The sequence below is a fragment of the Methylotenera sp. genome (assembly GCF_029946165.1).
In the GTDB taxonomy this organism is placed as follows: Bacteria; Pseudomonadota; Gammaproteobacteria; order Burkholderiales; family Methylophilaceae; genus Methylotenera.
In genome coordinates this window covers 155,190-175,997 of sequence record NZ_JAQSDZ010000005.1, presented here as the reverse complement: position 1 = coordinate 175,997, position 20,808 = coordinate 155,190, and the positions used below count along the sequence as shown (strand labels likewise).

Below are 20,808 nucleotides of genomic sequence, written 5' to 3'. Positions count from 1 at the left end.
GAAATGGGTTAACGAAACTTACTTAAACTGAATCTGATACTACAAAAAACTGTCATGCCGACGAAAGTCGGTATCCAGTGTCTTAAGTGCTCCATACTTCGCGCACATTAAGACTTACTACTCAACCACTGCCTGCGCCAGAATATTAGAACCATCACCATCGCAATACCCGTCATAATAGTAACGGCATACCAAAACCCATTGTAATGGTCTATCCAAGGCATATGCTCAAAGTTCATGCCAAAAATACCTGCAATCAAAGTGGCAGGCATAAACAACATGGCGACCACGGTTAAGGCGCGAAGCTCCAAGTTCACGCGCTGGCTCACGCTCGCCATATAGATATCCATCATTCCGCTCAAAGTGTCGCGTATCGACTCTAACGATTCAATAAAGCTAACTGTATGATCATACACATCACGCAAATACGGCATTGTGGCAGGTTTGAAAAAGCTTTTTTCGTTGCGCGTTAAGCTATTAATCACCTCTCGCAAGGGCCATACCGCGCGGCGCAGTTCTATGCTGGAATGTTTGAGTTGATGAATACTGTGCAACTCTGCGTTAGTAGGACTTTTAAAAAGCTTTTCCTCCAATGTTTCACTCGCATCGCTCACCTCTTCCAACACACTAAAATACCTATCCACTATGCTATCCAACAAAGCATAAGCAAGATAATCTACACCTAAATCTCTAATTGGCGCACGAGTTGCGCGTAAACGCTCACGTATAGGCTCAAATGCCCCCGTTGAGCGCTCTTGAAATGTCAGTAGAAAGTTATGCCCTAACACCAAGCTAATTTGCTCAGAACTAGTCGACATAGATTCTGCATGATAATAAAACAGCCGAGTTTCTAAAAAAATATAGTCGTCAAATTCATCTATTTTGGGGCGTTGCTCAGTGTTTAGAATGTCTTCAATGACTAAAGGATGAAGTTGAAACAAATCTCCCACTTGCTTAATTAATTGTGCATCGTGCACACCATGTACATTGAGCCAAATTTTCTTGGTGTCATCGCGCTTATAGTTAGCAATGTCTTCAATAGATAACTCACCTTCAACCAACTCACTGCCATCATAAATAATTTTACTCACTTTAGGCTTGGCTAGACTTTTAGGGTCGGCATCACCTATATACACCAGAGCACCTGGTGGCAAGCCAATTTTACTTACACGATGTTTTTTGCGGCGGAGTAAACGAGGTTTTTTCATAATCTGGTCACGGTTTGCAAATGAATAGTTCAAACCATTGTAATGCCAGCCTGCAATAAAAGGCTAGTTTGGCGTGCCTGTTAGGCAAAAAAAATGCGCACCTAAAACACTAGGTGCGCGAAGGAGCAGCTTATTAAGGCTAACTCAAGGGGATGGGTGTAAAAATTACATCAGTTAACTAATTAGCTCCATTTCAACAGCTGCATACCAAGATTAGTGTTATTTTATTTCAAATTAAGCTTTCAGCGGGCTAACGATATGCAAACAATTATAGAGAGAGACCCGTTAAATTACGTTAAGCGAAAGTAAAATTAAGTAAACTTTCTTAAGCCAGTTTTCTAGCCCGCGCCAAAAGCGTACTTTTTCTAAAAGCGGATTTAACACGTTTGTCATCACGCAATAGTGTGTATTCTTCTCACCACTATGGTGTTTACCGTGCTGGCGAGGTCCCTGCAGGATATACACTGCTTGCAACCATTTCACAATGGCATGCTTTTCTGAATGATTTTGATGCGACCATTTATGAATTTGGTTAGCGTTGGTAATTAACACTGAAAACAGCACAACTTCCCAACTCAGCGAATCAAACCACCAGCAAGTTGCTATTAGCACTAAACAAGCTAAAACAATATCCCATGAACTATGCCACCAATTCTTTTTAAGAAAATCGCGTGGGCGTGTGTGATGCAATTGGTTATCAACTGCAATCTGATGAATAAAACGCATACCAGGCTTTGCATATACATCTTCTAACCAATGAATAAAACCAGAAACAAAGTCTGCCAGCAACGTAAGTAATAAGGCCTTAATGGCGATAAGCATTTCAACACTCCAATTAAACTCTCAAATGAGAGAAATTGAAGTGTATTTATCAGGTACTTTAACTACAAGCTTGATGCATAAAGGTATCGTAAACCAATACCAAAAGAATATCTATGCAATGCGCTGACTAACCAAATCGCTTAATAAGTTAGCTTTGAAGTAAGTTAAAGCTACTGGCATTCAGGTTTCTTAATCATGGAAGCTAACAAACCTTCACGCCACGGCCGCAGTGTAGTTGCCATGCTAAAACCAGTACGTAGACTCAATGGCAAGCGCTGATCTTGATGTTTAAGCTCGTTAAATAACAAACATAGACGTTCTAAATGTTTGGAAATTTCATCTCTAGAAGTGGCAGAAAGCATGCCAGACACGAACTGTTGCTGGCCACCTGAGCTTTCAATATCGCCTTCCATAAAATCTTTTTGTACTGTTTGGCTTAAGGCACGTTGAATTGGCCCATTTTTGCGCCAAGAGAAATTAGGGGAAATCAGCAATCTAATTCGGTTATTAGGCTCTAAATCAATCACTCTTAACTTATCCAGCACCAATAAGTAATGCACCAAGTCCGCAGGCTTAATGGGATAGTGCGCCAGAATGTTGTTAAATGCCCAGCCATTCACTACTAAAAACGCCACGCCAAGCAAACGCATATCTGCCGTAGCGACCTGTTCTTGCTCCTCGGTTAGCTCACTAATACGAGGTTTATCACGGTTCATCATCTGTACTAAGTCAGATAAATCCATATTAATCAGCGCACAGATTTGCTCTAACCTTTGTAAAGACAAACTCTCTTCAGAGAAAATACGCTTGATGCTTGATTCGCTCATCCCCAACTTATCCGCTAAGATTTTGTAAGTCACATTATTGGCTCTAAGCGCTTTTTTAAGGGTAACAATAAGTAACGGTGTTTGCTGCATGATTAACACCTAAGCCTGAATGGCGACGCCCGTAGCAAAAAAGGCTCCGCCCGAAATGTGATGTATGGTGCGTAGCTTGTCATAGGTAACTTGGTCATGACCTTCAAAATGCCAATGACCATCACTAAAAACACGTTCATCGGCATGCGCCGCAACCACTTCCGCAATAAATAAGTCGTAGGTATTTTTAAGTTCAAGCCATGCGCTTTCATCGTACTCAAAAGCATTAAATACATTATCGTGATTAATTGCTCTTAATGGCACAGTTCAAGCTTCAATATAGAGCGTGGGCAATAATTTGCCCACCCTAAAATGTAATCTTTTCTACTTGTCACAAAATAGCCGTAATTTTTATTTGTTAGCTTGTGCATTAGTATTTTTTGCCACGTCATCATTTTCCGCATCATATACAACATAGGCGTACCGTTACGCTCGGCTTCTTCTTTTGCCTTACCGCACGGCGCAAAGCGGCTTCTACACCTTGTAATGCTTTTGCAAAATCTTCAGCCCTTTTCTTCATTTGCGATTTTTCCAATAACGGGGCTCTCGGTTCAGGTGCATCACAGCTAGTATATAAATATCATGATGGCTTATTGTATAAAGCAAGCCAAACGGAAAACGCCTCACCAGCACTCGTCTAACTGGAGGTTCAATGATTGTCCATGCTTGTGGAAAGGCGGTAATCAAATTGACCGCAGTTTCGATTTCTAGCGTGAGTTGCTTACCCAAGCCAAGCTGACAGTCTTCGTAATAAAGCGCTGCCTCTTCTAGCTCTTGAGCCGCTTCTGGGTGGAACGTGACTTTCACGCGCTCAGGCGGGCATTGATTCTGGCAAATACATCTGAGGCTAGAATGGGTTCCACTTTGCCAGAGCTAATATCATTAAGTCGTTGCTGAGCGACTTTAACCCATGCTTGCTGAATGTCTGGCTGAGTTGGGTTAAGTGTTTGTAAAAGACTGTCCGCAATCAAAGCTCGCTCTTCTATTGGAAGGTTAGCCAATTCACTGATAATTTCTGCTGTTTTCATGTAATTCTCCTGCAAAGATTGCGTTTACATCATGTCAGTTTTCATTACTTCTGCCAAGCATCCTTTAAAGTCACCGTTCTATTAAACACTGGCTTACCCGCTACGCTGTCTTTTTTATCTGCCACAAAATAGCCGTGGCGTTCAAATTGAAAGCTATCTTCGGCTTTAGCGTCTTTTAAGTTTGGCTCTAGTTGTGCGGTAATCACAGTGACTGAATTTGGGTTCATGTCGTTTAAAAAGTCACGGTCGCCTTCGCCTGGATGCGCTTCTTTAAACAATCTGTCGTACAGGCGCACTTCACATTCGTAGGCGTGTTGCGTAGAAACCCAGTGAATATTGCCTTTTACTTTAACGCTGTCTGACCCCGGCGTACCTGATTTAGTATCTGGTAGGTATTCGCAATGCACTACGGTGACGTTACCTTGGGCATCTTTTTCGCAGCCTGTGCATTTCACCACATAGCCGTAACGCAAGCGTACTAAACCATCAGGTACCAATCTAAAAAATCCTTTGCTTGGTACTTCCATAAAGTCTTCACGCTCTATCCATAGTTCGCGGGTGAGCGGTACTACGCGTTTGCCTAGTTCTGGTTTTAATGGATGATTTGGCGCAAAGCAATCTTCCACATGATTCTCTGCATAGTTATCAATCACCAATTTAATCGGGTCTAACACAGCAATACGGCGCTCTGCGTTGATGTTAAGCACTTCACGCATGCAGTCTTCAAAGGTTGAGTAATCAATCCATGAGTCTGCTTTGCTTACGCCAATGCGATCGGTAAACAGTTTAAAGCCTTCCGCCACATAGCCACGACGGCGCGCGCCTGCTAGTGTTGGCAGGCGTGGATCATCCCAACCGCTGACCTGTTTTTCTTCAACCAATTGTATCAATTTGCGTTTTGACAGCACCACGTAAGTGAGGTTTAAGCGTGCGAATTCATATTGTTTTGGTAGCGGATGTGCGAGCAAGCCAGCTTCTGCAAGGCGCTCTAATAGCCAATCGTAGAATGGGCGTTGATCCTCAAACTCTAAAGTACAGATAGAGTGCGTTACTTGTTCTAATGCATCTTCAATGGGGTGCGCAAAAGTGTACATCGGGTAAATGCACCATTTATCACCAGTATTATGGTGGTGTGCTCGGCGCACGCGGTAGATGGCTGGGTCACGCAGATTAATGTTTGGCGAGGCCATGTCAATTTTAGAACGTAGAATCAAGCTACCATCGGTATGTTTGCCATCGCGCATTTCGCGAAATAGCGCAAGGTTTTCTGCCACTGTACGGTCGCGCCACGGTGAGTTTTTACCCGCTTCAGTTAGCGTGCCGCGGTTAATACGCATTTCTTCTGCGCTTTGGCTATCTACATATGCATGACCGTTTTCAATAAGCGCTTCCGCCGCGCGGTACATAAAGTCAAAATAGTTACTGGCGAAGTACAGATTACTTTCGCCGCTATTCTCCCAGCCAAAGCCAAGCCATTTAACGGAATCTGTGATGCTATCAACGTATTCTTGGCTTTCTTTTTCTGGGTTGGTGTCATCAAATCGCATGTGGCACACGCCGTTGTAATCGCGTGCTAAACCAAAATTTAAAAAGATACTTTTGGCATGACCAATGTGCAAATAACCATTTGGCTCGGGCGGGAAACGGGTGCGAATTTTAGCTGTGTCTGGCTGACCTGCAGCTTGGTGCGCTGCATCACCAGGGCTGCCCGCCCATTTGCGGGATGCGTAAGCGCCTTGTTCAAGGTCTTTATCAACAATCGCTCGAATAAAATTAGAGCCTAAAGGAATGGGTGTTTTTTCTGATGACATGTTTTTAACTTAAGTTTGAAGTCGAAATAATTATGCTCATTTTACACTGTAATTTTTGCCATTCCGACGAAAGTCGGAATCCAGCGACTTAAAATTACGAAAAAGACATTAGATTCCGACTTTCGCGTGTGAATAATGCGCTTTAGCGCATATATTCCACGGAGATGCCAAGCACTGGTATGTCGGAATGACGTAGCGTATTGATGGCGCTTGTTTGTTGTGTACAGGCGCTATGCTAATATGCAATCAAATGATGAACGAACTCACTTTTCCTATTTTACGGCTGCTCGCTGACGGCAAATTTCACTCAGGTGAAACGATTGCGCAACAGCTAAAAGTTTCACGCGCAACGGTGTGGAATGCGCTTCAACACGCAGAAAAGCTTGGCATTGAGATTTTTTCAGTGCGTGGACGTGGTTACAAACTTCCGCAACCAGTTACGCTGCTAGATGAACATGCAATATTGAGCGCGATGGGTTCGCAAAGCTCTTTACTGAAACTAGAGATTCACGATCATTTGGATTCAACCAATACCTATTTGATGAAAAAGCTAAGCACGGGGCAAGCCCACGCAAATTGCGTTGCTACTAACTTACAGACCAATGGTCGCGGCAGGCGTGGCCGCACTTGGCAAGCTGGCTTAGGCGCTAGTTTAACTTTTTCACTACTATGGCGCTTTCAATGTGGCGCGGCAGGTTTGTCTGGCTTGAGTTTAGCCGTAGGGATTGCCTTGATTCGCGCCCTGCATCACTTTGGCGTGACGCAAGCACAGCTTAAATGGCCAAATGATGTGTTAATTGGCCGCGAAAAGCTAGCTGGCATCTTGATTGAATTACAAGGTGATATGGAAGGCCCAAGCGCGGCTGTAATTGGCGTGGGCATTAACCTAAACTTACCAACTAACATCAAACAACAGATAGACCAGCCCGCCACGGATTTAGCAAGCGTGACGCAAACACCGATTAACCCTAATGCGCTACTTGGCGAAGTACTGAAACATCTAACCGATATTCTCAGTACATTTGAACAGCGCGGCTTTACTAGCTTGCGAGATGAATGGACAAGCTACCATGCTTACCATCAGCAAGCAGTGAGAATGCTGCACCCCGATGGTCGCGAAACCACAGGTATTGTCGTTAACGTGGCGGAAGATGGCAATTTATTAGTGAGCACCGCTGCTGGGGAACAACGCTTCTCATCGGGCGAGATTAGTTTGCGGGCTTCATAATGGATTACTTATTAGCCATAGATGCTGGCAATACTCGCTTGAAATGGGGCTTATTTGATGCGCATGGCACATTGCTTGTAAACGACGCCTGTCTGAATGCTGAAATATCACGCACTGTTCTGCCTGCTTCATCGCGCATTATCATTTCGAATGTGGCTGGGGAGTATATCCAGAAGCAGCTTGAAAATATGTTGCCAAAGAACATCCCTACCCTTTGGATTACAGCCAAACTCAGTGAATGTCACGTAAACAGCCACTATGATCAACCGGAAAAACTTGGTACTGACCGTTGGGCAGCGTTAATCGCGGCTTGGCATATTAAACATTCACCCTGCGTAGTAGTAAATGCCGGCACAGCTGTGACTATCGATGCATTAATAAAAAACCAAGAACAAGGCGAGTTTGTCGGCGGCATGATTTTGCCTGGCATCCATTTAATGCAGCAAAGCTTAGGTCTAGCCACTGCACAATTACCCAAAACTCAAACAGACCAATCGTCAACAGTTGCATTAAATCAATATCAAGATATTTTTGCCAAAAACACTGCCGATGCCATGCGCGCAGGTGCGATTAATGCTGCTTGTGGTGCAATCAAGCAAATGCATAATGCGCTTGCAGCACTGAGCGTGGAGAGTAAACAAGCACCCTATATTTTCATTAGTGGGGGCAACGCGCAACTCATCAAAGATAATCTTTTGAGTGACGTGACAAATCTTGCGTTAATCGTAGATAATTTGGTATTACGCGGTTTGTATTTAATAGACAAGTTTGCGCCTGAATACCTTTTGACGAGTGAAAAGCAATGAAAAAGTTGGTTTGGTTTTTAGTATTGATTAACGTAGCTTTACTAAGCTATTTTAATATAGACCGCATTTTGCCAAATTCTCCAACGGTGACATTGCCCGCTATTCAGCCTGAAAAAATCAGAATCCTAAACCAAAAACAGATTGATGCTCTCCCTAAAAAAGATGTTCCAGCTAAAACTCCCAGTACAGTTCCCACTTCGCTGCTTTCAGTGAATACCTCAACCACAGAGATTACCACCCTAGCGCCAGAGCCAGAGCCAGCGCCAATTACAACAGCTTGTTATGAATGGGGAGTATTTTCAGCAGCCCATTTGACTGGTGCGCAATTCGCAGTATCAAAGCTGTCGATACAACCCATAGTTAAACAGCAAACATCATTAGAAGCGAAACGTTTTTGGGTTTACAAAACGCCACTAAAATCAGTGGAAGCAGCACAGGCAAAAGCATTAGAGTTTAAAGCTTTGGGCATTCAAGACATGTATATTGTGCAAGATGCCAGATGGAAAAATGCCATCTCATTTGGTGTGTTTGAAGATGAGAAGCTGGCTAATCACTTACTGAATGAGCTGAAAGCCAAAGGCATTAAAGATGTTGTGAAAGCATTACGCAATCAAGGCAAAGGACAGGCAAGCTTACAATTTAACAAACTTACAGATACTCAAATCATTGAGCTTAAAAAATTAAAATCTGAGTTTCCAGAAGCTGAATTTAAGGAAGTCAGTTGTAGTTAAACTCGCTAACTCAAGGTATGGCTTAAGCTTCGCTTAAACTTAGGATGCTGTTTAATTAATCATGGCTTTAATGACTCGCTATTTTCTAGCATTTTCCATTTTCAAGCATTTTTTAGCGTTACCCCGTACTAAACAGCCCGTCTTACACTATAATTTGCATATGAAAATTCTTTTAACAGCAAGCTGCGTATGAAAATACTACTTTCCAATGATGATGGTTATTTTGCACCAGGCCTTAATATTTTAGCTGAACATATTGCCAAAATTGCCGATATCACTGTTGTAGCTCCAGAGCGAAATAGAAGCGGCGCGAGTAACTCTCTCACATTAGATCGCCCACTCAGCGTTAAAAAAGCCGCAAACGGCTTTTTTTATGTCAATGGTACGCCAACAGATTGCGTTCATATCGCCTTAACTGGATTGATGGACACTATGCCAGACATGGTGATTAGCGGCATTAACGATGGCGCGAACATGGGCGACGATACAATATACTCAGGTACTGTTGCTGCAGCTATGGAAGGCTTTCTTCTTGGCATTCCATCGATTGCGATTTCAATGTCGCAACATAACTGCACCAATTTTGAAACTGCGGCTAGAATAGCCGTTGAGCTTGTGCAGCATTATCAAAAAGTCGGTTTTAAATCGCCCACATTGATAAACGTTAACGTACCAGACATTCCATATGGCGAGCTTCAAGGTCGCGTAGTGACACGTTTGGGTAAACGCCATAAAGCCGAACCTGTGATAAAACTCCAAACCCCACGCAACGAAACGGTTTATTGGGTAGGTGCTGCGGGTCTGCCGAATGACGGCGGCGAAGGCACAGATTTTCACGCTATTGCACATAACAAAGTTTCATTATCTCCGATTCAAGTAGACTTAACCTGTCACTCACAACTTGCCGAAATCAAAGACTGGCTTGGTATCAACTCAAATATTCTTGATACAAATAGCACTGAAATAAGCAGCGCAGGAAAGAATCAATAGTGGCACTCGTAAGACCCTCCACACAGTCCGGCATAGGCATGACATCATTACGCACACGCGACCGCATGCTAGTGCGTTTACGTGAGCAAGGCATTAAAGATGAAGTGGTACTTTCAGCGATTGGTAGTATTCCAAGACATATTTTTGTAGATGAAGCCCTCTCGATACGCGCCTATGAAGACGTTTCATTACCAATAGGTTTTGGCCAGACTATTTCACAGCCTTATATTGTTGCGCGCATGTCAGAGATACTACGTAACGGCAAAACGCTGGATAAAGTTTTAGAAATTGGTACAGGTTGCGGTTATCAAACTGCAGTATTGTCCAAACTTGCTAAAGAGGTCTATTCCGTTGAACGTATTCGCCCTTTAGTAATGAAGGCGCGCGGACATCTGCGTGAACTCAAATGCGTAAATGTAAAATTAGGCCATGCTGATGGCAATATAGGCATTGCAGAATATGCGCCATTTGACGGCATTATCGTCACCGCCGCTGCCAGCCATATGCCACAAGACTTATTAGATCAACTTGCCGTAGGTGGTCGTCTGGTGATTCCAGTGGGCACAGATGAGCAAATCTTATATCTTGTAGAACGACACACTCAAAAAGATTACCGCCATACTAAACTCGAGCCAGTGAAATTTGTGCCGCTATTAGGAGGCACTTCATAACGATGCGCATTACTTCAAGTTTAATCTGCCTTGCATTTCTTGCAAGCTGTAGCAGCACCCCACCTGCGCCAGTGATCGACCGCTTGCCAAACAGTAAACCCACAAATACTGTACCAACTGCCACCCCAGCAAAAAAAACCATTAGGCCAACTTACAAAGCTGGTGATTGGCGGCCTGATAGTTACATTGTAAAGAAAGGTGATACGCTTTTTAGCATCGGCCTTGAGTATGGTTATTACTATAAAGATATTGCTCAGGTAAATAATATTAGTCCGCCATACAATATCAATGTGGGGCAAACGCTCAAACTTAATGCACTAAAAGACAAACAAGCCACGGCTGAAATAAAGCCAATGCTAACCACTAATAGTGATGGTGTTGAAATTATCCCAATCAATACGGATAACAACTCCAGCGTGAGTAGCACTACGAGCGTTGCGATTAAAACTCCTACCATTGTCGCTATTACTGAGCCTAAAGCGATACGCGAGCCCTACAATGAAGAAGCACTAAAAAGACCTTTGCCTGCGGCTATAGTGGCTGAAAAAGCCACGGAGAAAAGCACTGAAAAACCTGTTGATAAGCCATCTCTGACAACATCTACTACAAATAAGCCTGTGGTCACTTCAAGCTCTACTAGCAAAGTGGAGACCAAACCTAATGTTGATGTAAAAGCGAATACAGATATTAAACCAAGCTCTGATTCAAGTGAAGATATCGACTGGGCATGGCCAACTCAAGGTAAGGTTGTGGCAAACTTTAATGAAGCAAGCAATAAAGGGCTTGATATCGCAGGCACTACAGGTCAAGCAATTTCCGCCGCGGCGAATGGTAAAGTGATTTATAGCGGCTCAGATTTGCGTGGATATGGCAAACTAGTCATTATTAAACATAATCCCAATTACTTATCGGTTTACGCGCATAACAGCCTGATACTTGTCAAAGAAGGTCAGCAAGTGACTAAGGGACAAAAAATTGCCGAAATGGGCAATACCGATAGCAACACGGTAAAGTTACATTTTGAGATTCGCCGTCAAGGTAAATCGGTTGATCCAAGTAAATATCTAGCTTCTAATTAACCATTTATTTAGCTAAAGTTTAAAAATAATAAGCTTTAAATATTACTGAAAAGCTTTTAAATATTAAGGAATATGATATGGCCAAGCAGAGACCAAACGATAAGGTAGATCCAAATAAATACCTCAAGAATAAAGACATTAACCCTGAAAGCAAGCTTAGTGTTCTAACCGCAATAGTTAGAATGGGCTTAATGCTAATTGGTATTGTTGGCATTGCCATGGAGTTTTTCAGTGATGATGGCATACTAAAAAAAATACTAGGTAAATTATTTGAATCCACTACCAGTATGATGATGATTCCAGTGATTATTTTTGTGTTGTGGTTGCTTAATCGTTGGATGAGCTCTGGCAGTAAGTCTGAAACTAAGAGAAGTGGTGATGTTCCGATGTATGTGATGATGCTAATTGGTGCATATTATCTGTTCAGATTAATTACCACAGGTTCTTTCTAAGACACATTAAAAACCAATAAAAAAGCGGCTTAGCGCCGCTTTTTTATTACATTCAACCTGCTTATTTTACTACCAGTTTGAATTGCTATTAGTTAGCTTTTTTAGCTTCTTGTTCGTAATAAGCACGTACTTCTGTCATATCAAAATCACGCGCCCATTGAATAATAGCATCTAACGCTGGTGCGCCAATTTCACCAACCTGCGCATGGATTCCGGCTTGCTCGCGAATGACTAAAACCCCTGGAATTTGATTCACTTCAAAATACTCACCAATTTCAGGGTCTGTTTCAGTATTGACCATACCAAATATAATATCAGGATTTTTAGCAGCCGCTGCCTCAAAAGTTGGTGTAAATGCTATACATGGATCACACCATGGTGCCCAAAAATCAACAATAATGAAATTATTGTTTTCGATTGTTTCTTTAAAATTTTCTTTGTTGAGTGCAACAACCGCCATAACTAGATCCTAAACTTAATTGATTAATTGGTGATTTAAGTAAATTGTAATAATTTGTAACTATCAGACTAGAGTTTAGCAGACCTAGCAGGTTAAGTTAAGTCCAAGGGCTTAAACAACACGCTAAGTTAAATTAAACCCGATAAATTAGTAACTATCATCTAAATTTGAGCGAGCCTATTTATTAATAGGCTGACCCCAACTACCCGCAAAAAACAACTCATTCAATAGGCGACGTGAGCGTGGTGCAGTCTCACGTGCTAATGCTTCGCCAGTGACTGTTGCAATGTCTGCAGCATAACCAACGCAAACCATCGCCATCGGCGTGAATTGCGCTGGAATACTAAATTTTTCACGCGCCAAATCTGCATTAAAACCACCCATTTGATGCGCCATCAAACCCATACTTGAGGCTTGTAAACACAAGTTTTCGGCAGCGGCACCTGTATCATATTGCGCCCAACGATTTGGCTGTTGATTATGATTAAACAAGCTATCCGCACACACTAATAAAAGTACCGAACCATCTTTTACCCAAGTTTGATTGCTTGGTGCCAAGCAATCAAACGCCTGTTGCCAAGCAGGTGTATCGGTATTTTTATCCCAAACAACAAAGCGCCATGGTTGATCACCAAAGCATGATGGTGCCCAACGAGCAGCTTCAAGCAGTGCAGTAATCTGTTCCGTACTAACTGATTTATTTGCATCGTAAGCACGACCGCTCCAGCGATTAGCTAGGGTTTCATCAATGTTGACTTGGGTGTTTGCTGGGTTGTGCATGTAGGTTTCTGCTCCAAACTAGGCGTTTAAAAAAGGATAATCAGTGTAACCTTTTTCGCTTCCGCCATAAAATGTATTTGAATCTGCCTCATTAAGTACGGCATTTGTTTTATAACGTTGCACTAAATCTGGATTAGCGATAAATGGTACGCCGTAAGCAATCGCGTCAGCATGACCGCCTGCGATTGCTGCGTTACCGCGCACTTTGTCATACCCTAGATTAGCAATGTAAGCGCCTTTGAACAACTGACGTAAAGCTGCAAAATCAAATGGATCCGCTATTCCACCACCATGAATACCTCCCTCTAATACATGCAAGTAGGCAAGGTTAAATTGATTTAAGGCGTCTGCTACATAGTTAAATAGTGCTTGTGGATTGCTGTCCTGCATATCATTGAACGGGTTAACAGGTGAGATTCGAATACCGACTTTGTCTGACCCAGCTACTGCAACAACTGCTCTGGTCACTTCCATCAATAATCGAGCTCGATTCTCAATGCTACCGCCGTAATTATCAGTGCGTTTATTGGTACCATCACGTAAAAACTGGTCTAACAAATAGCCATTGGCTGCATGTATTTCCACACCATCAAAACCCGCAGCCAAGGAGCATTGAGTAGCATGTACATAATCTGCCACTATGCCTGAAAGCTCACTTACATCTAGTGCGCGAGGTGCCACAAAATCCACCAAACCTTGATATGTAAAGGCTTTACCTTCTGGCTTGATGGCTGAAGGTGCAACTGGTAGCGCGCCATTTGGCAATAAACTCGGATGCGAAATTCGGCCTACATGCCACAATTGCAAAACGATTCTCCCACCTTTAGCATGAACTGCATCAGTGATTTTTTTCCAGCCCGCAACTTGTGCATCTGTATAAATTCCTGGCAAAGCTGGGTAACCGTGCGCCATGCTTGAAATCGGCGTAGCTTCTGTAATGATTAAACCTGCTGTCGCACGTTGTTCGTAATAGTCCACGTTAATTGCTTGCGGTACGCCACCCTCACCCGCTCTATTACGCGTCAATGGGGCCATCACCACTCTATTGTTAAGTGTTATTGAACCCAAATTGATAGGACTAAATAAATCTAATGCCATATGTTTCTCCATATTATTACTGTGATTGTGCGATATAAATTTACGCAGAGCTTATTACTGAATCAAGGTCGATATTGAATTATGCTTACTTGAAAATAATCTCAGCTGGCTGTTTAACACCCTCTATTAATAGGGTTACTTCAATGTCGTCGCCAATAGGCGCATCAGGTTTACTTGCCCAGCCAAATCCATAGTCCGAGGCTTTAATTAAGGTATGGGCTTCAATGCCCACACGATTGCCACCCCATGGATCTGAACCAAAACCTAAAATTTTAAAGGGAAACGATATTTCTTTTGTCACACCATGCATGGTGAAATTTCCAGTCAATACACCTTCGGTGCTAGCAGTAGCGGAATCGTTACTAGGGGTGACTTTTGTACTAACAAATGTCATTTGATTAAATTTTACTACATCTAAATACGCTTCTTTTTTGATATTCTCATCTCGCTTAGCATGGCTGGAGTTAACACTCAGAACATTTATTTTCGCCGTGACTGTGCAGTTAGCTAAATTAGTTGAATCAATCTTCAGCTTACCGCTAACATCGCTAAAAGTCCCAGCGGTTTTAGAAGCGACATGACGAATCGTCCAATTCGCAAAGCTATGGGTTTTATCAATGCGATAGGTATCATTATCGGCCAAAGTTAAGCTAGAGACTATCAGTGTCGCGAGTAAAACCAATATGTTTAATATGTATTTTTTCATGCTAAAGTCATTAGTTGATCAGCCTCAGGAAAACCATTTTAACGTAATTCGACAAGCTGTTATAGGTCGAGGTTCATTGCTGTTGCAAGAGCGGAAATAATTTACGTTTTTGGCTGGCATAAACCAACACCTTATGTTTATCTTACCAGCCTAAACTAAAAGTTTATTAAGTAATACTGATTAATTAAGAGTTCGGTTGTCAAAATAAACCCTAAAAAATGAGCGATATTTGTTTTAACCAATACAGATGAACCTTAAATTTAAATGAGATTTTCATTGTGTAGCGTTGTTTATCCTTGGTTTATGCATATTTAATTCATAAAAAAAATATTTTTATATTGATTAAAAACATTTACTTTTAATTTTTTCAATAAAAAAAAACTGAACAAATAACTAATAAGCCGCTATTGAGCCTATTTAAAAAGTTATTTCGAGTTATAAAGTACCATTAAATTCAAAGTATTTGATTAAAATAACGCTTTCCAACTATTACATTCAACTATTATAATAAATACCATGCCTACCAAAATATCTTTAGAGTCATTAGAGGTCCTAGACGCCATTGCTAGCAAAGGAAGTTTTGCCGCTGCAGCTGCGTCATTATTCCGTGTTCCGTCGGCTATTACTTATACCATACGCAAGTTAGAGCAAGATTTAGGTGTGGCTTTATTTAACCGCAGCGGACATAGGGCGGAACTAACTGAAGCCGGCACAGAACTGCTACGCGAGGGCCGTTACTTGCTTAATGCGGCGGGTGAGCTTGAGTCTCATGTGAAGCTAGTCGCCAGCGGCGTAGAAACTGAACTTACTATTGCTATAAGCGAGCTATTTAAATTAGATGCGCTTTATAAGGTGATAGATGAATTCTACTTACAAAATTTTGGTACACGCCTAAAAGTAATTCGCGAAGTTAGCGGTGGAAGTTGGCACGCCTTAGTATCGGGTCGTGCTGCGATTTCAGTAGGCGCATCAGGTGATGGCCCTCATGCGGGTAGTTACAGCACTAAAGCGATTGGCATTATGGAATTTCATTATGCAGTTGCCGCCAATCATCCATTAGCAACAGCGACAGAGCCGTTACAAAACATAGACCTTAAGCAATATCGTGCAGTTTCTACCACAGACAGCTCACGCAACCTTGAGCCTAAGACCTCAGGTATTATTACGGGGCAGGAAGTATTGTCAGTGCCAGACATACAAGCTAAACTACAAGCACAAATAGCAGGCTTGGGAATAGGATACTTACCAGTTAGAATGGCTGAACGCCATGTAGCTACTGGCGAATTGGTAATAAAAGCGGTTGCTGAACCTAAACCAAAAGTCACTAGTTATCTGGCTTGGCATAATAAAGGTGGTAAAGCCCAGCAATGGTTAATTGAAAAATTGAAACAACTGACTTTAGACGAACTATTGATGTAAGCAAAGAGTAGCTAATCTAGTTTCAAGAATGGTAACTGCTGTATCAGGTTCAAATTAGTAGCTCTAAAGCCACGCAAGAAACCATATTTACAGATTAAACAGCCCTCCCCCTAAGCTTTCACCAAGCTTTATCTGTATCATAATGCTTTAAATTCGTTTTATGAATTACGCACATGAAAAAAATCACAGATGCCATTATTGCCAAAACTAGCGAAGTCATTTTAGGTAAACAGCAGCAAATCAAACTTGCCCTAGCCTGCATCTTGGCTAAGGGGCATTTACTCATAGAAGATTTGCCTGGCATGGGCAAAACCACCTTGGCACATACGCTGGCGCAAGTGCTGGGGTTACAATTTCAACGAGTGCAATTCACCAGCGACTTACTACCTGCCGACGTATTGGGTGTGTCTGTATACGATAGAAACACAGCTAACTTCAAATTTCACCCTGGGCCAATATTTACTAATGTTTTATTAGCCGATGAAATTAATCGTGCAACCCCAAAAACGCAAAGCGCATTACTTGAAGTGATGGAAGAAGCTCAAGTGACGATAGATGCTGTTACTTATACCCTACCCCAACCATTTTTTGTGATTGCCACACAAAACCCCAGTTCACAAATCGGTACTTTTGCATTACCAGAATCTCAGCTAGACCGCTTTTTGATGCGCATTACCATTAATTACCCAGATGCCGCTTCTGAACGCCAACTATTACAAAGCAATGGCGGTCGCGAACAACTAGCAAAATTAAGCCCAGTGATTGATGCCACACAATTACAAGCGCTACAAAGTGCTTGTCATGACATTCATGTGTCGGATGCATTGCTAGATTACTTGCAAGCCATACTGAAATACACAAGACAATCTGCACAATTCAATGCAGGGCTTTCACCACGTGCGGGCTTGAGTTTAAAACAATGTGCACAAGCATGGGCAATGTTGGATGGTCGTGACCATGTCATTCCAGAAGACATTCAAAGCATTTTACCTAGCGTGGCGGGTCACCGGTTGGTCAGTAATATTACATTGACAGGCAGCGTAGACAATATCGCCCAACTGCTCAAGTCTGTTGCTGTTTAAGCTTTTTAATCCGCATTCAATATGGCAAAAGGCTTAAACCTTTCGAGTGACACCAGTCTTAAACCTGACTTCAAACTCAACTCACCAAAAACTTGGTTTCGCACGGCAATCGCCATAGATTCAACGACAACTTTAAGCCGCAGACATATTTACATATTGCCTACTAGATTTGGCTGGCTGTATGGTTTGTTGTTAATAGGCCTACTGACTGGCTCTATCAATTATTCAATTAGCTTAGGTTTTGCCATCACGTTTTTATTGGCTGGATTAGGGTTAATTGGCATGCTACATACTTGGCGTAATTTAGCTAATTTAAAAATTGAAGCCAAACGCGCGAACCCTGTATTTGCGGGCGAGCAAGCAGTATTTGAATTCAACGTTATTGATGATAGCAACCGCGCTCGTTATAGTATTTTTGCAGCGTTCGCAGATAAAGAGTCTGACATTCAAGATATCCCAGCACTTGGTGAAAGTACATTTAGACTATCTTTACCTAGCCAAAAACGTGGTTGGCTCAAAGCGCCACGCATTACTTTAAGTACTGAATTTCCTGTGTCGCTATTTCATGTTTGGGCATATGCTGAAACGGAAAATCAATGTCTGATATATCCGCACCCCAGCTTACGCAGCCAAATACTCCCTAGTGCAGATACCGATGGCGCCACTGGGCAATTATCAACTACCCAAGGTGATGATGACTTTGCTGGGCATCTCAATTATCAATTTGGTGATTCGCCTAAGCGTATTGATTGGAAAGCCTCTTCACGAGAACAAGGTATGCTGGTTAAGCAGTTTCAGGGGGAGGCTAGCTCTACTTTGTGGTTAGACTTTAATGCTACAACAGGCAACAATATTGAATTACGCATCAGCCAACTCACGCGCTGGTTAGTAGATGCAGATGCTCAACAGCTAAAATACGGCCTACGTTTACCGCAACACAGCATTCAACCCAATAGTGGCGCTGCTCATTATCACCAATGTTTAACTGCGCTGGCGCTCATGTAATGACAAATAAAGCTGGCACACAAACGAACCTCAGCATGCACGCCATTATTTGGCTATTGCTGTCGTTAAGCATCACCTTCACGCTGTATGCATTTAACCTAGAAAACTGGGTGCCTGCATGTTTTGTAGTATTTGCCATTTGGCGCTATTTAATTGAAAAAAATAATTGGTCATACCCAACACTGTGGCTGCGTTTTCCACTAACCATTGCTGGTGGATTAGCTGTCTTACTGACTTATGGCTCACTGTTTGGGCGCGATGCAAGCGTTGCCTTGCTAGCAGTCATGATTTCAATGAAGCTACTTGAAACCAGAACAAAACGCGACTTTATTGTGATGGTGATTTTAAGTTACTTCCTTACGGTTAACATCCTACTTTTCACACAAGCAATCTGGGTTTTTCTCGCTGTATTACTCGCATTGACTGGGCTTACCGCTTGCCTAATTAGCGTGAGTCATCAAAGTATGCAAACAAACATCAGCACACAAGTTTGGAAGAACCACTTCAAAGTTCAAGTAAAACTAGCAGGTAAATTACTACTGCAAGCGACGCCCATTATGCTAGTGTTGTTTGTGCTGTTTCCGCGCATTCCAGGGCCAATTTGGGGCATTCCACAAGATAGTTATAGTGGCATGACTGGACTATCAGACAGCATGGAACCTGGCAATATCAGTCAACTTAGCTTATCCAGCAAAATCGCTTTCCGCGTTGAGTTCAAATCTGCAATTCCAGCAAACAACCAACTCTACTGGCGCGGTCCTGTGTTATGGCATCAAGAAGGTCGGCGTTGGCAAATGGCTAGTGACCGTATTCCACTGCCTATGGAAACCTTGCAAACCTCAGGGTCAGCGACTGATTACACCATCACGCTAGAGCCGCATAACCGCAACTGGCTGTTAATGCTGGATTTACCCGAGATTTCAGCAAGCACACTGCCTGCTGAAGCACGCGTTAAACATGATATGCAAGTGCTTTCCAAAGAGCCTATTCGCACGCGCATTCGCTATCAAGGAAGCTCATACTTGCAATACAAATTGGGCGCTGAATTAAGTGAGCATGAGCGCACACTGGCCTTGCAATTAATAGAGGACGAAAATCCTAAAACACGCCAACTTGCTGCCCAATGGATCAGCGAGAAAAAATCTCCAACGGCAATGGTAGAAGCCGCACTCAAGATGTTTCGTGAGCAAGAGTTCGTTTACACACTTGCGCCGCCAAGATTAGGCAAAGAACCCGTCGATGACTTTTTATTTAACACCAAACGTGGCTTTTGCGAGCACTATGCTAGCAGCTTTGTTTATTTAATGCGGGCTGCAGGTGTGCCCGCGCGCATTGTGACAGGCTACCAAGGCGGAGAAATCAACCCGAATGGCAACTACCTTATCGTGCGCCAATCCGACGCTCATGCTTGGGCGGAAGTCTGGCTGCAAGATAGGGGTTGGGTTCGCGTTGACCCTACTTCAGCAGTCTCTCCAGACCGTATTGAAATGGGCATAGGAGCCGCGTTAACCGATTCCGACTTACTACCCCTGCTCTCGCGCCAAGACTACCCCATGTTGAAACATCTCTATATGAATTGGGATGCAGTGAATAACGGCTGGAATCAATGGGTGCTGGGCTACGACCAAGCTAAACAACTCGCGCTGCTCAAAAAACTAATTAACAAAGATATTGCATGGGAAGACATTGGCTTGATATTAGTCGTATCCATGATTGCCTTAATGCTTTTTGTCAGCTACTTATTGCTGAGTAATAAAGGCATGGTGCTAAACCCAAGCAACAGAATCTACCAACAGTTTTTGAAGAAACTAGCTAAAGCGGGCGTGACTAAACTAAAGCATGAAGGTGCAATTAGTTTTGGTCAACGTGCCGCTAAAACCTTACCTAATCAAGCCAGTGAAATACTAGAAATATCAGCGCTATACTCTTCAATGCAATATGCTAAACAAGCTAATAGCAAAATAACAAATATACAGTCGCTGAACTTACTCAAACAATTAGTAAATAACCTAAAAGTATAATGACCGAAGACTCAATCAATATAGACCAGCAAGCCGCTGACGAGCGTTATATGCAACTTGCTTTAGCCCTTGCATTCGAAGCAGCTAATGCAGGTGAAGTGCCTGTAGGAGCGATTGTTGTTAAGGGTGGCGTGGTGATTGGTCGTGGTGGCAACTCACCGATTGATACACACGATCCAACAGCGCATGCGGAAATTGCCGCTTTGCGCGATGCCGCCAAAAATGTAGGTAACTACCGCTTAGTCGACTGCTCACTTTATGTAACATTAGAGCCATGCGCCATGTGTACTGGGGCAATACAACATGCGCGAATCGCTAGGTTAATCTATGGTGCAAGTGACGCCAAAACAGGCGCTTGCGGCAGTGTGGTTAACTTAATGGCAGAGCCAAAATTGAATCATCACACCGAAGTCATTAGTGGCGTGCTTGCTAAAGAATGTGGCGCGATATTAAGTGAATTTTTTAAACAACGACGCCTAAAAATTAAGCTATAA

At 42.6% G+C, this 20,808-nt stretch carries 22 protein-coding genes and 1 pseudogene; 12 read left to right on the top strand and 11 right to left on the bottom strand.

The genetic code is table 11. The annotated features are described in order from the left end of the window. Positions 1–107: 107 nt before the first annotated feature. From corA to PSV17_RS03060, 7 genes and pseudogenes are all read right to left on the bottom strand, one after another. Positions 108–1,208 (bottom strand): magnesium/cobalt transporter CorA, encoded by a 1,101-nt coding sequence (gene corA, locus PSV17_RS03090; protein WP_300479582.1) that lies wholly within the window; start codon positions 1,206–1,208, stop codon positions 108–110. A gap of 285 nt (positions 1,209–1,493) precedes the next feature. After that, entirely contained in the window at positions 1,494–2,030 is a 537-nt protein-coding gene (locus PSV17_RS03085; RefSeq protein ID WP_300479580.1) for a fatty acid desaturase CarF family protein, read from the bottom strand. Between the two features lie 170 nt (positions 2,031–2,200). Continuing rightward, positions 2,201–2,947: a helix-turn-helix transcriptional regulator gene (locus PSV17_RS03080; RefSeq protein ID WP_300479578.1), complete on the bottom strand. Its 747-nt coding sequence runs from the start codon at positions 2,945–2,947 to the stop codon at positions 2,201–2,203. A gap of 9 nt (positions 2,948–2,956) precedes the next feature. Then, positions 2,957–3,133: pseudogene (locus tag PSV17_RS03075) on the bottom strand (flavin reductase); the annotation flags it as partial. A 330-nt stretch (positions 3,134–3,463) separates the two neighbouring features. Continuing rightward, a complete protein-coding gene (locus tag PSV17_RS03070; RefSeq protein ID WP_300479576.1) occupies positions 3,464–3,754 on the bottom strand; it encodes a type II toxin-antitoxin system RelE/ParE family toxin in 291 nt (96 codons plus the stop codon). Then, a complete protein-coding gene (locus tag PSV17_RS03065; protein WP_300479574.1) occupies positions 3,751–3,975 on the bottom strand; it encodes an addiction module protein in 225 nt (74 codons plus the stop codon). The genes PSV17_RS03070 and PSV17_RS03065 overlap by 4 nt, the downstream gene beginning before the upstream one ends. A gap of 44 nt (positions 3,976–4,019) precedes the next feature. Then, positions 4,020–5,786, bottom strand: coding sequence for a glutamine--tRNA ligase/YqeY domain fusion protein (locus PSV17_RS03060; RefSeq protein ID WP_300479571.1), 1,767 nt, complete (start codon positions 5,784–5,786; stop codon positions 4,020–4,022). 253 nt (positions 5,787–6,039) lie between these two features. Here PSV17_RS03060 and birA point away from each other — a divergent pair, with 253 nt between their 5' ends. From birA to PSV17_RS03025, 7 genes are all read left to right on the top strand, one after another. After that, a complete protein-coding gene (gene birA / locus PSV17_RS03055) occupies positions 6,040–7,014 on the top strand; it encodes a bifunctional biotin--[acetyl-CoA-carboxylase] ligase/biotin operon repressor BirA (RefSeq protein WP_300479968.1) in 975 nt (324 codons plus the stop codon). Continuing rightward, complete coding sequence (locus tag PSV17_RS03050; protein WP_300479568.1) at positions 7,014–7,820, top strand: type III pantothenate kinase; 807 nt, start codon at positions 7,014–7,016, stop codon at positions 7,818–7,820. Before birA ends, PSV17_RS03050 begins: the two co-directional genes overlap by 1 nt. Next, positions 7,817–8,551 (top strand): sporulation protein, encoded by a 735-nt coding sequence (locus PSV17_RS03045; RefSeq protein ID WP_300479565.1) that lies wholly within the window; start codon positions 7,817–7,819, stop codon positions 8,549–8,551. Before PSV17_RS03050 ends, PSV17_RS03045 begins: the two co-directional genes overlap by 4 nt. Positions 8,552–8,740: 189 nt before the next feature. After that, a complete protein-coding gene (gene surE, locus PSV17_RS03040; protein WP_300479562.1) occupies positions 8,741–9,541 on the top strand; it encodes a 5'/3'-nucleotidase SurE in 801 nt (266 codons plus the stop codon). Between the two features lie 38 nt (positions 9,542–9,579). After that, the gene (locus tag PSV17_RS03035; protein ID WP_300479967.1) at positions 9,580–10,212 is read left to right on the top strand and encodes a protein-L-isoaspartate(D-aspartate) O-methyltransferase; all 633 of its coding nucleotides are present in this window, start codon (positions 9,580–9,582) and stop codon (positions 10,210–10,212) included. A gap of 2 nt (positions 10,213–10,214) precedes the next feature. Beyond that, the gene (locus PSV17_RS03030; RefSeq protein WP_300479559.1) at positions 10,215–11,291 is read left to right on the top strand and encodes a peptidoglycan DD-metalloendopeptidase family protein; all 1,077 of its coding nucleotides are present in this window, start codon (positions 10,215–10,217) and stop codon (positions 11,289–11,291) included. Between the two features lie 77 nt (positions 11,292–11,368). Beyond that, positions 11,369–11,743: a hypothetical protein gene (locus PSV17_RS03025; RefSeq protein WP_300479558.1), complete on the top strand. Its 375-nt coding sequence runs from the start codon at positions 11,369–11,371 to the stop codon at positions 11,741–11,743. Between the two features lie 88 nt (positions 11,744–11,831). On the opposite strand, the gene PSV17_RS03020 is transcribed toward PSV17_RS03025, so the two are convergent. The 4 genes from PSV17_RS03020 to PSV17_RS03005 form a co-directional block, all read right to left on the bottom strand. Continuing rightward, the gene (locus PSV17_RS03020) at positions 11,832–12,203 is read right to left on the bottom strand and encodes a thioredoxin family protein (RefSeq protein ID WP_300479555.1); all 372 of its coding nucleotides are present in this window, start codon (positions 12,201–12,203) and stop codon (positions 11,832–11,834) included. Positions 12,204–12,380: 177 nt separating this feature from the next. After that, positions 12,381–12,983 carry a nitroreductase family protein gene (locus PSV17_RS03015; protein WP_300479553.1) on the bottom strand — a complete coding sequence of 201 codons (603 nt, stop codon included), beginning with the start codon at positions 12,981–12,983 and terminating at the stop codon, positions 12,381–12,383. Between the two features lie 18 nt (positions 12,984–13,001). Beyond that, entirely contained in the window at positions 13,002–14,081 is a 1,080-nt protein-coding gene (locus tag PSV17_RS03010; protein ID WP_300479552.1) for an alkene reductase, read from the bottom strand. 85 nt (positions 14,082–14,166) lie between these two features. After that, positions 14,167–14,787 (bottom strand): YceI family protein, encoded by a 621-nt coding sequence (locus PSV17_RS03005; RefSeq protein WP_300479551.1) that lies wholly within the window; start codon positions 14,785–14,787, stop codon positions 14,167–14,169. A gap of 516 nt (positions 14,788–15,303) precedes the next feature. On the opposite strand from PSV17_RS03005, the gene PSV17_RS03000 reads away from it, so the two are divergent. The 5 genes from PSV17_RS03000 (at position 15,304) to tadA (ending at position 20,808) form a co-directional block, all read left to right on the top strand. Continuing rightward, a complete protein-coding gene (locus tag PSV17_RS03000; RefSeq protein WP_300479549.1) occupies positions 15,304–16,206 on the top strand; it encodes a LysR family transcriptional regulator in 903 nt (300 codons plus the stop codon). Positions 16,207–16,379: 173 nt separating this feature from the next. Next, entirely contained in the window at positions 16,380–17,288 is a 909-nt protein-coding gene (locus PSV17_RS02995) for a MoxR family ATPase (protein WP_300479547.1), read from the top strand. 21 nt (positions 17,289–17,309) lie between these two features. Beyond that, positions 17,310–18,293 carry a DUF58 domain-containing protein gene (locus PSV17_RS02990; protein WP_300479544.1) on the top strand — a complete coding sequence of 328 codons (984 nt, stop codon included), beginning with the start codon at positions 17,310–17,312 and terminating at the stop codon, positions 18,291–18,293. Next, positions 18,293–20,314: a DUF3488 and transglutaminase-like domain-containing protein gene (locus PSV17_RS02985; protein WP_300479542.1), complete on the top strand. Its 2,022-nt coding sequence runs from the start codon at positions 18,293–18,295 to the stop codon at positions 20,312–20,314. Before PSV17_RS02990 ends, PSV17_RS02985 begins: the two co-directional genes overlap by 1 nt. Further along, positions 20,314–20,808 carry a tRNA adenosine(34) deaminase TadA gene (gene tadA, locus PSV17_RS02980; protein ID WP_300479541.1) on the top strand — a complete coding sequence of 165 codons (495 nt, stop codon included), beginning with the start codon at positions 20,314–20,316 and terminating at the stop codon, positions 20,806–20,808. The genes PSV17_RS02985 and tadA overlap by 1 nt, the downstream gene beginning before the upstream one ends.

Bases quoted from the DNA above. Each gene is read 5' to 3' on its own strand.
- PSV17_RS03000 (WP_300479549.1), top strand. From the start codon at position 15,304: ATGCCTACCAAAATATCTTTAGAGTCATTAGAGGTCCTAGACGCCATT.
- PSV17_RS03005 (WP_300479551.1), bottom strand. From the start codon at position 14,787: ATGAAAAAATACATATTAAACATATTGGTTTTACTCGCGACACTGATA.
- PSV17_RS03050 (WP_300479568.1), top strand. From the start codon at position 7,014: ATGGATTACTTATTAGCCATAGATGCTGGCAATACTCGCTTGAAATGG.
- PSV17_RS03065 (WP_300479574.1), bottom strand. From the start codon at position 3,975: ATGAAAACAGCAGAAATTATCAGTGAATTGGCTAACCTTCCAATAGAA.
- PSV17_RS03045 (WP_300479565.1), top strand. From the start codon at position 7,817: ATGAAAAAGTTGGTTTGGTTTTTAGTATTGATTAACGTAGCTTTACTA.
- tadA (WP_300479541.1), top strand. From the start codon at position 20,314: ATGACCGAAGACTCAATCAATATAGACCAGCAAGCCGCTGACGAGCGT.
- PSV17_RS03030 (WP_300479559.1), top strand. From the start codon at position 10,215: ATGCGCATTACTTCAAGTTTAATCTGCCTTGCATTTCTTGCAAGCTGT.
- PSV17_RS03015 (WP_300479553.1), bottom strand. From the start codon at position 12,983: ATGCACAACCCAGCAAACACCCAAGTCAACATTGATGAAACCCTAGCT.
- corA (WP_300479582.1), bottom strand. From the start codon at position 1,208: ATGAAAAAACCTCGTTTACTCCGCCGCAAAAAACATCGTGTAAGTAAA.
- PSV17_RS02985 (WP_300479542.1), top strand. From the start codon at position 18,293: ATGACAAATAAAGCTGGCACACAAACGAACCTCAGCATGCACGCCATT.
- PSV17_RS03080 (WP_300479578.1), bottom strand. From the start codon at position 2,947: ATGCAGCAAACACCGTTACTTATTGTTACCCTTAAAAAAGCGCTTAGA.
- surE (WP_300479562.1), top strand. From the start codon at position 8,741: ATGAAAATACTACTTTCCAATGATGATGGTTATTTTGCACCAGGCCTT.
- PSV17_RS03085 (WP_300479580.1), bottom strand. From the start codon at position 2,030: ATGCTTATCGCCATTAAGGCCTTATTACTTACGTTGCTGGCAGACTTT.
- PSV17_RS02995 (WP_300479547.1), top strand. From the start codon at position 16,380: ATGAAAAAAATCACAGATGCCATTATTGCCAAAACTAGCGAAGTCATT.
- PSV17_RS03025 (WP_300479558.1), top strand. From the start codon at position 11,369: ATGGCCAAGCAGAGACCAAACGATAAGGTAGATCCAAATAAATACCTC.
- birA (WP_300479968.1), top strand. From the start codon at position 6,040: ATGAACGAACTCACTTTTCCTATTTTACGGCTGCTCGCTGACGGCAAA.
- PSV17_RS03010 (WP_300479552.1), bottom strand. From the start codon at position 14,081: ATGGCATTAGATTTATTTAGTCCTATCAATTTGGGTTCAATAACACTT.
- PSV17_RS03035 (WP_300479967.1), top strand. From the start codon at position 9,580: ATGACATCATTACGCACACGCGACCGCATGCTAGTGCGTTTACGTGAG.
- PSV17_RS03060 (WP_300479571.1), bottom strand. From the start codon at position 5,786: ATGTCATCAGAAAAAACACCCATTCCTTTAGGCTCTAATTTTATTCGA.
- PSV17_RS02990 (WP_300479544.1), top strand. From the start codon at position 17,310: ATGGCAAAAGGCTTAAACCTTTCGAGTGACACCAGTCTTAAACCTGAC.
- PSV17_RS03020 (WP_300479555.1), bottom strand. From the start codon at position 12,203: ATGGCGGTTGTTGCACTCAACAAAGAAAATTTTAAAGAAACAATCGAA.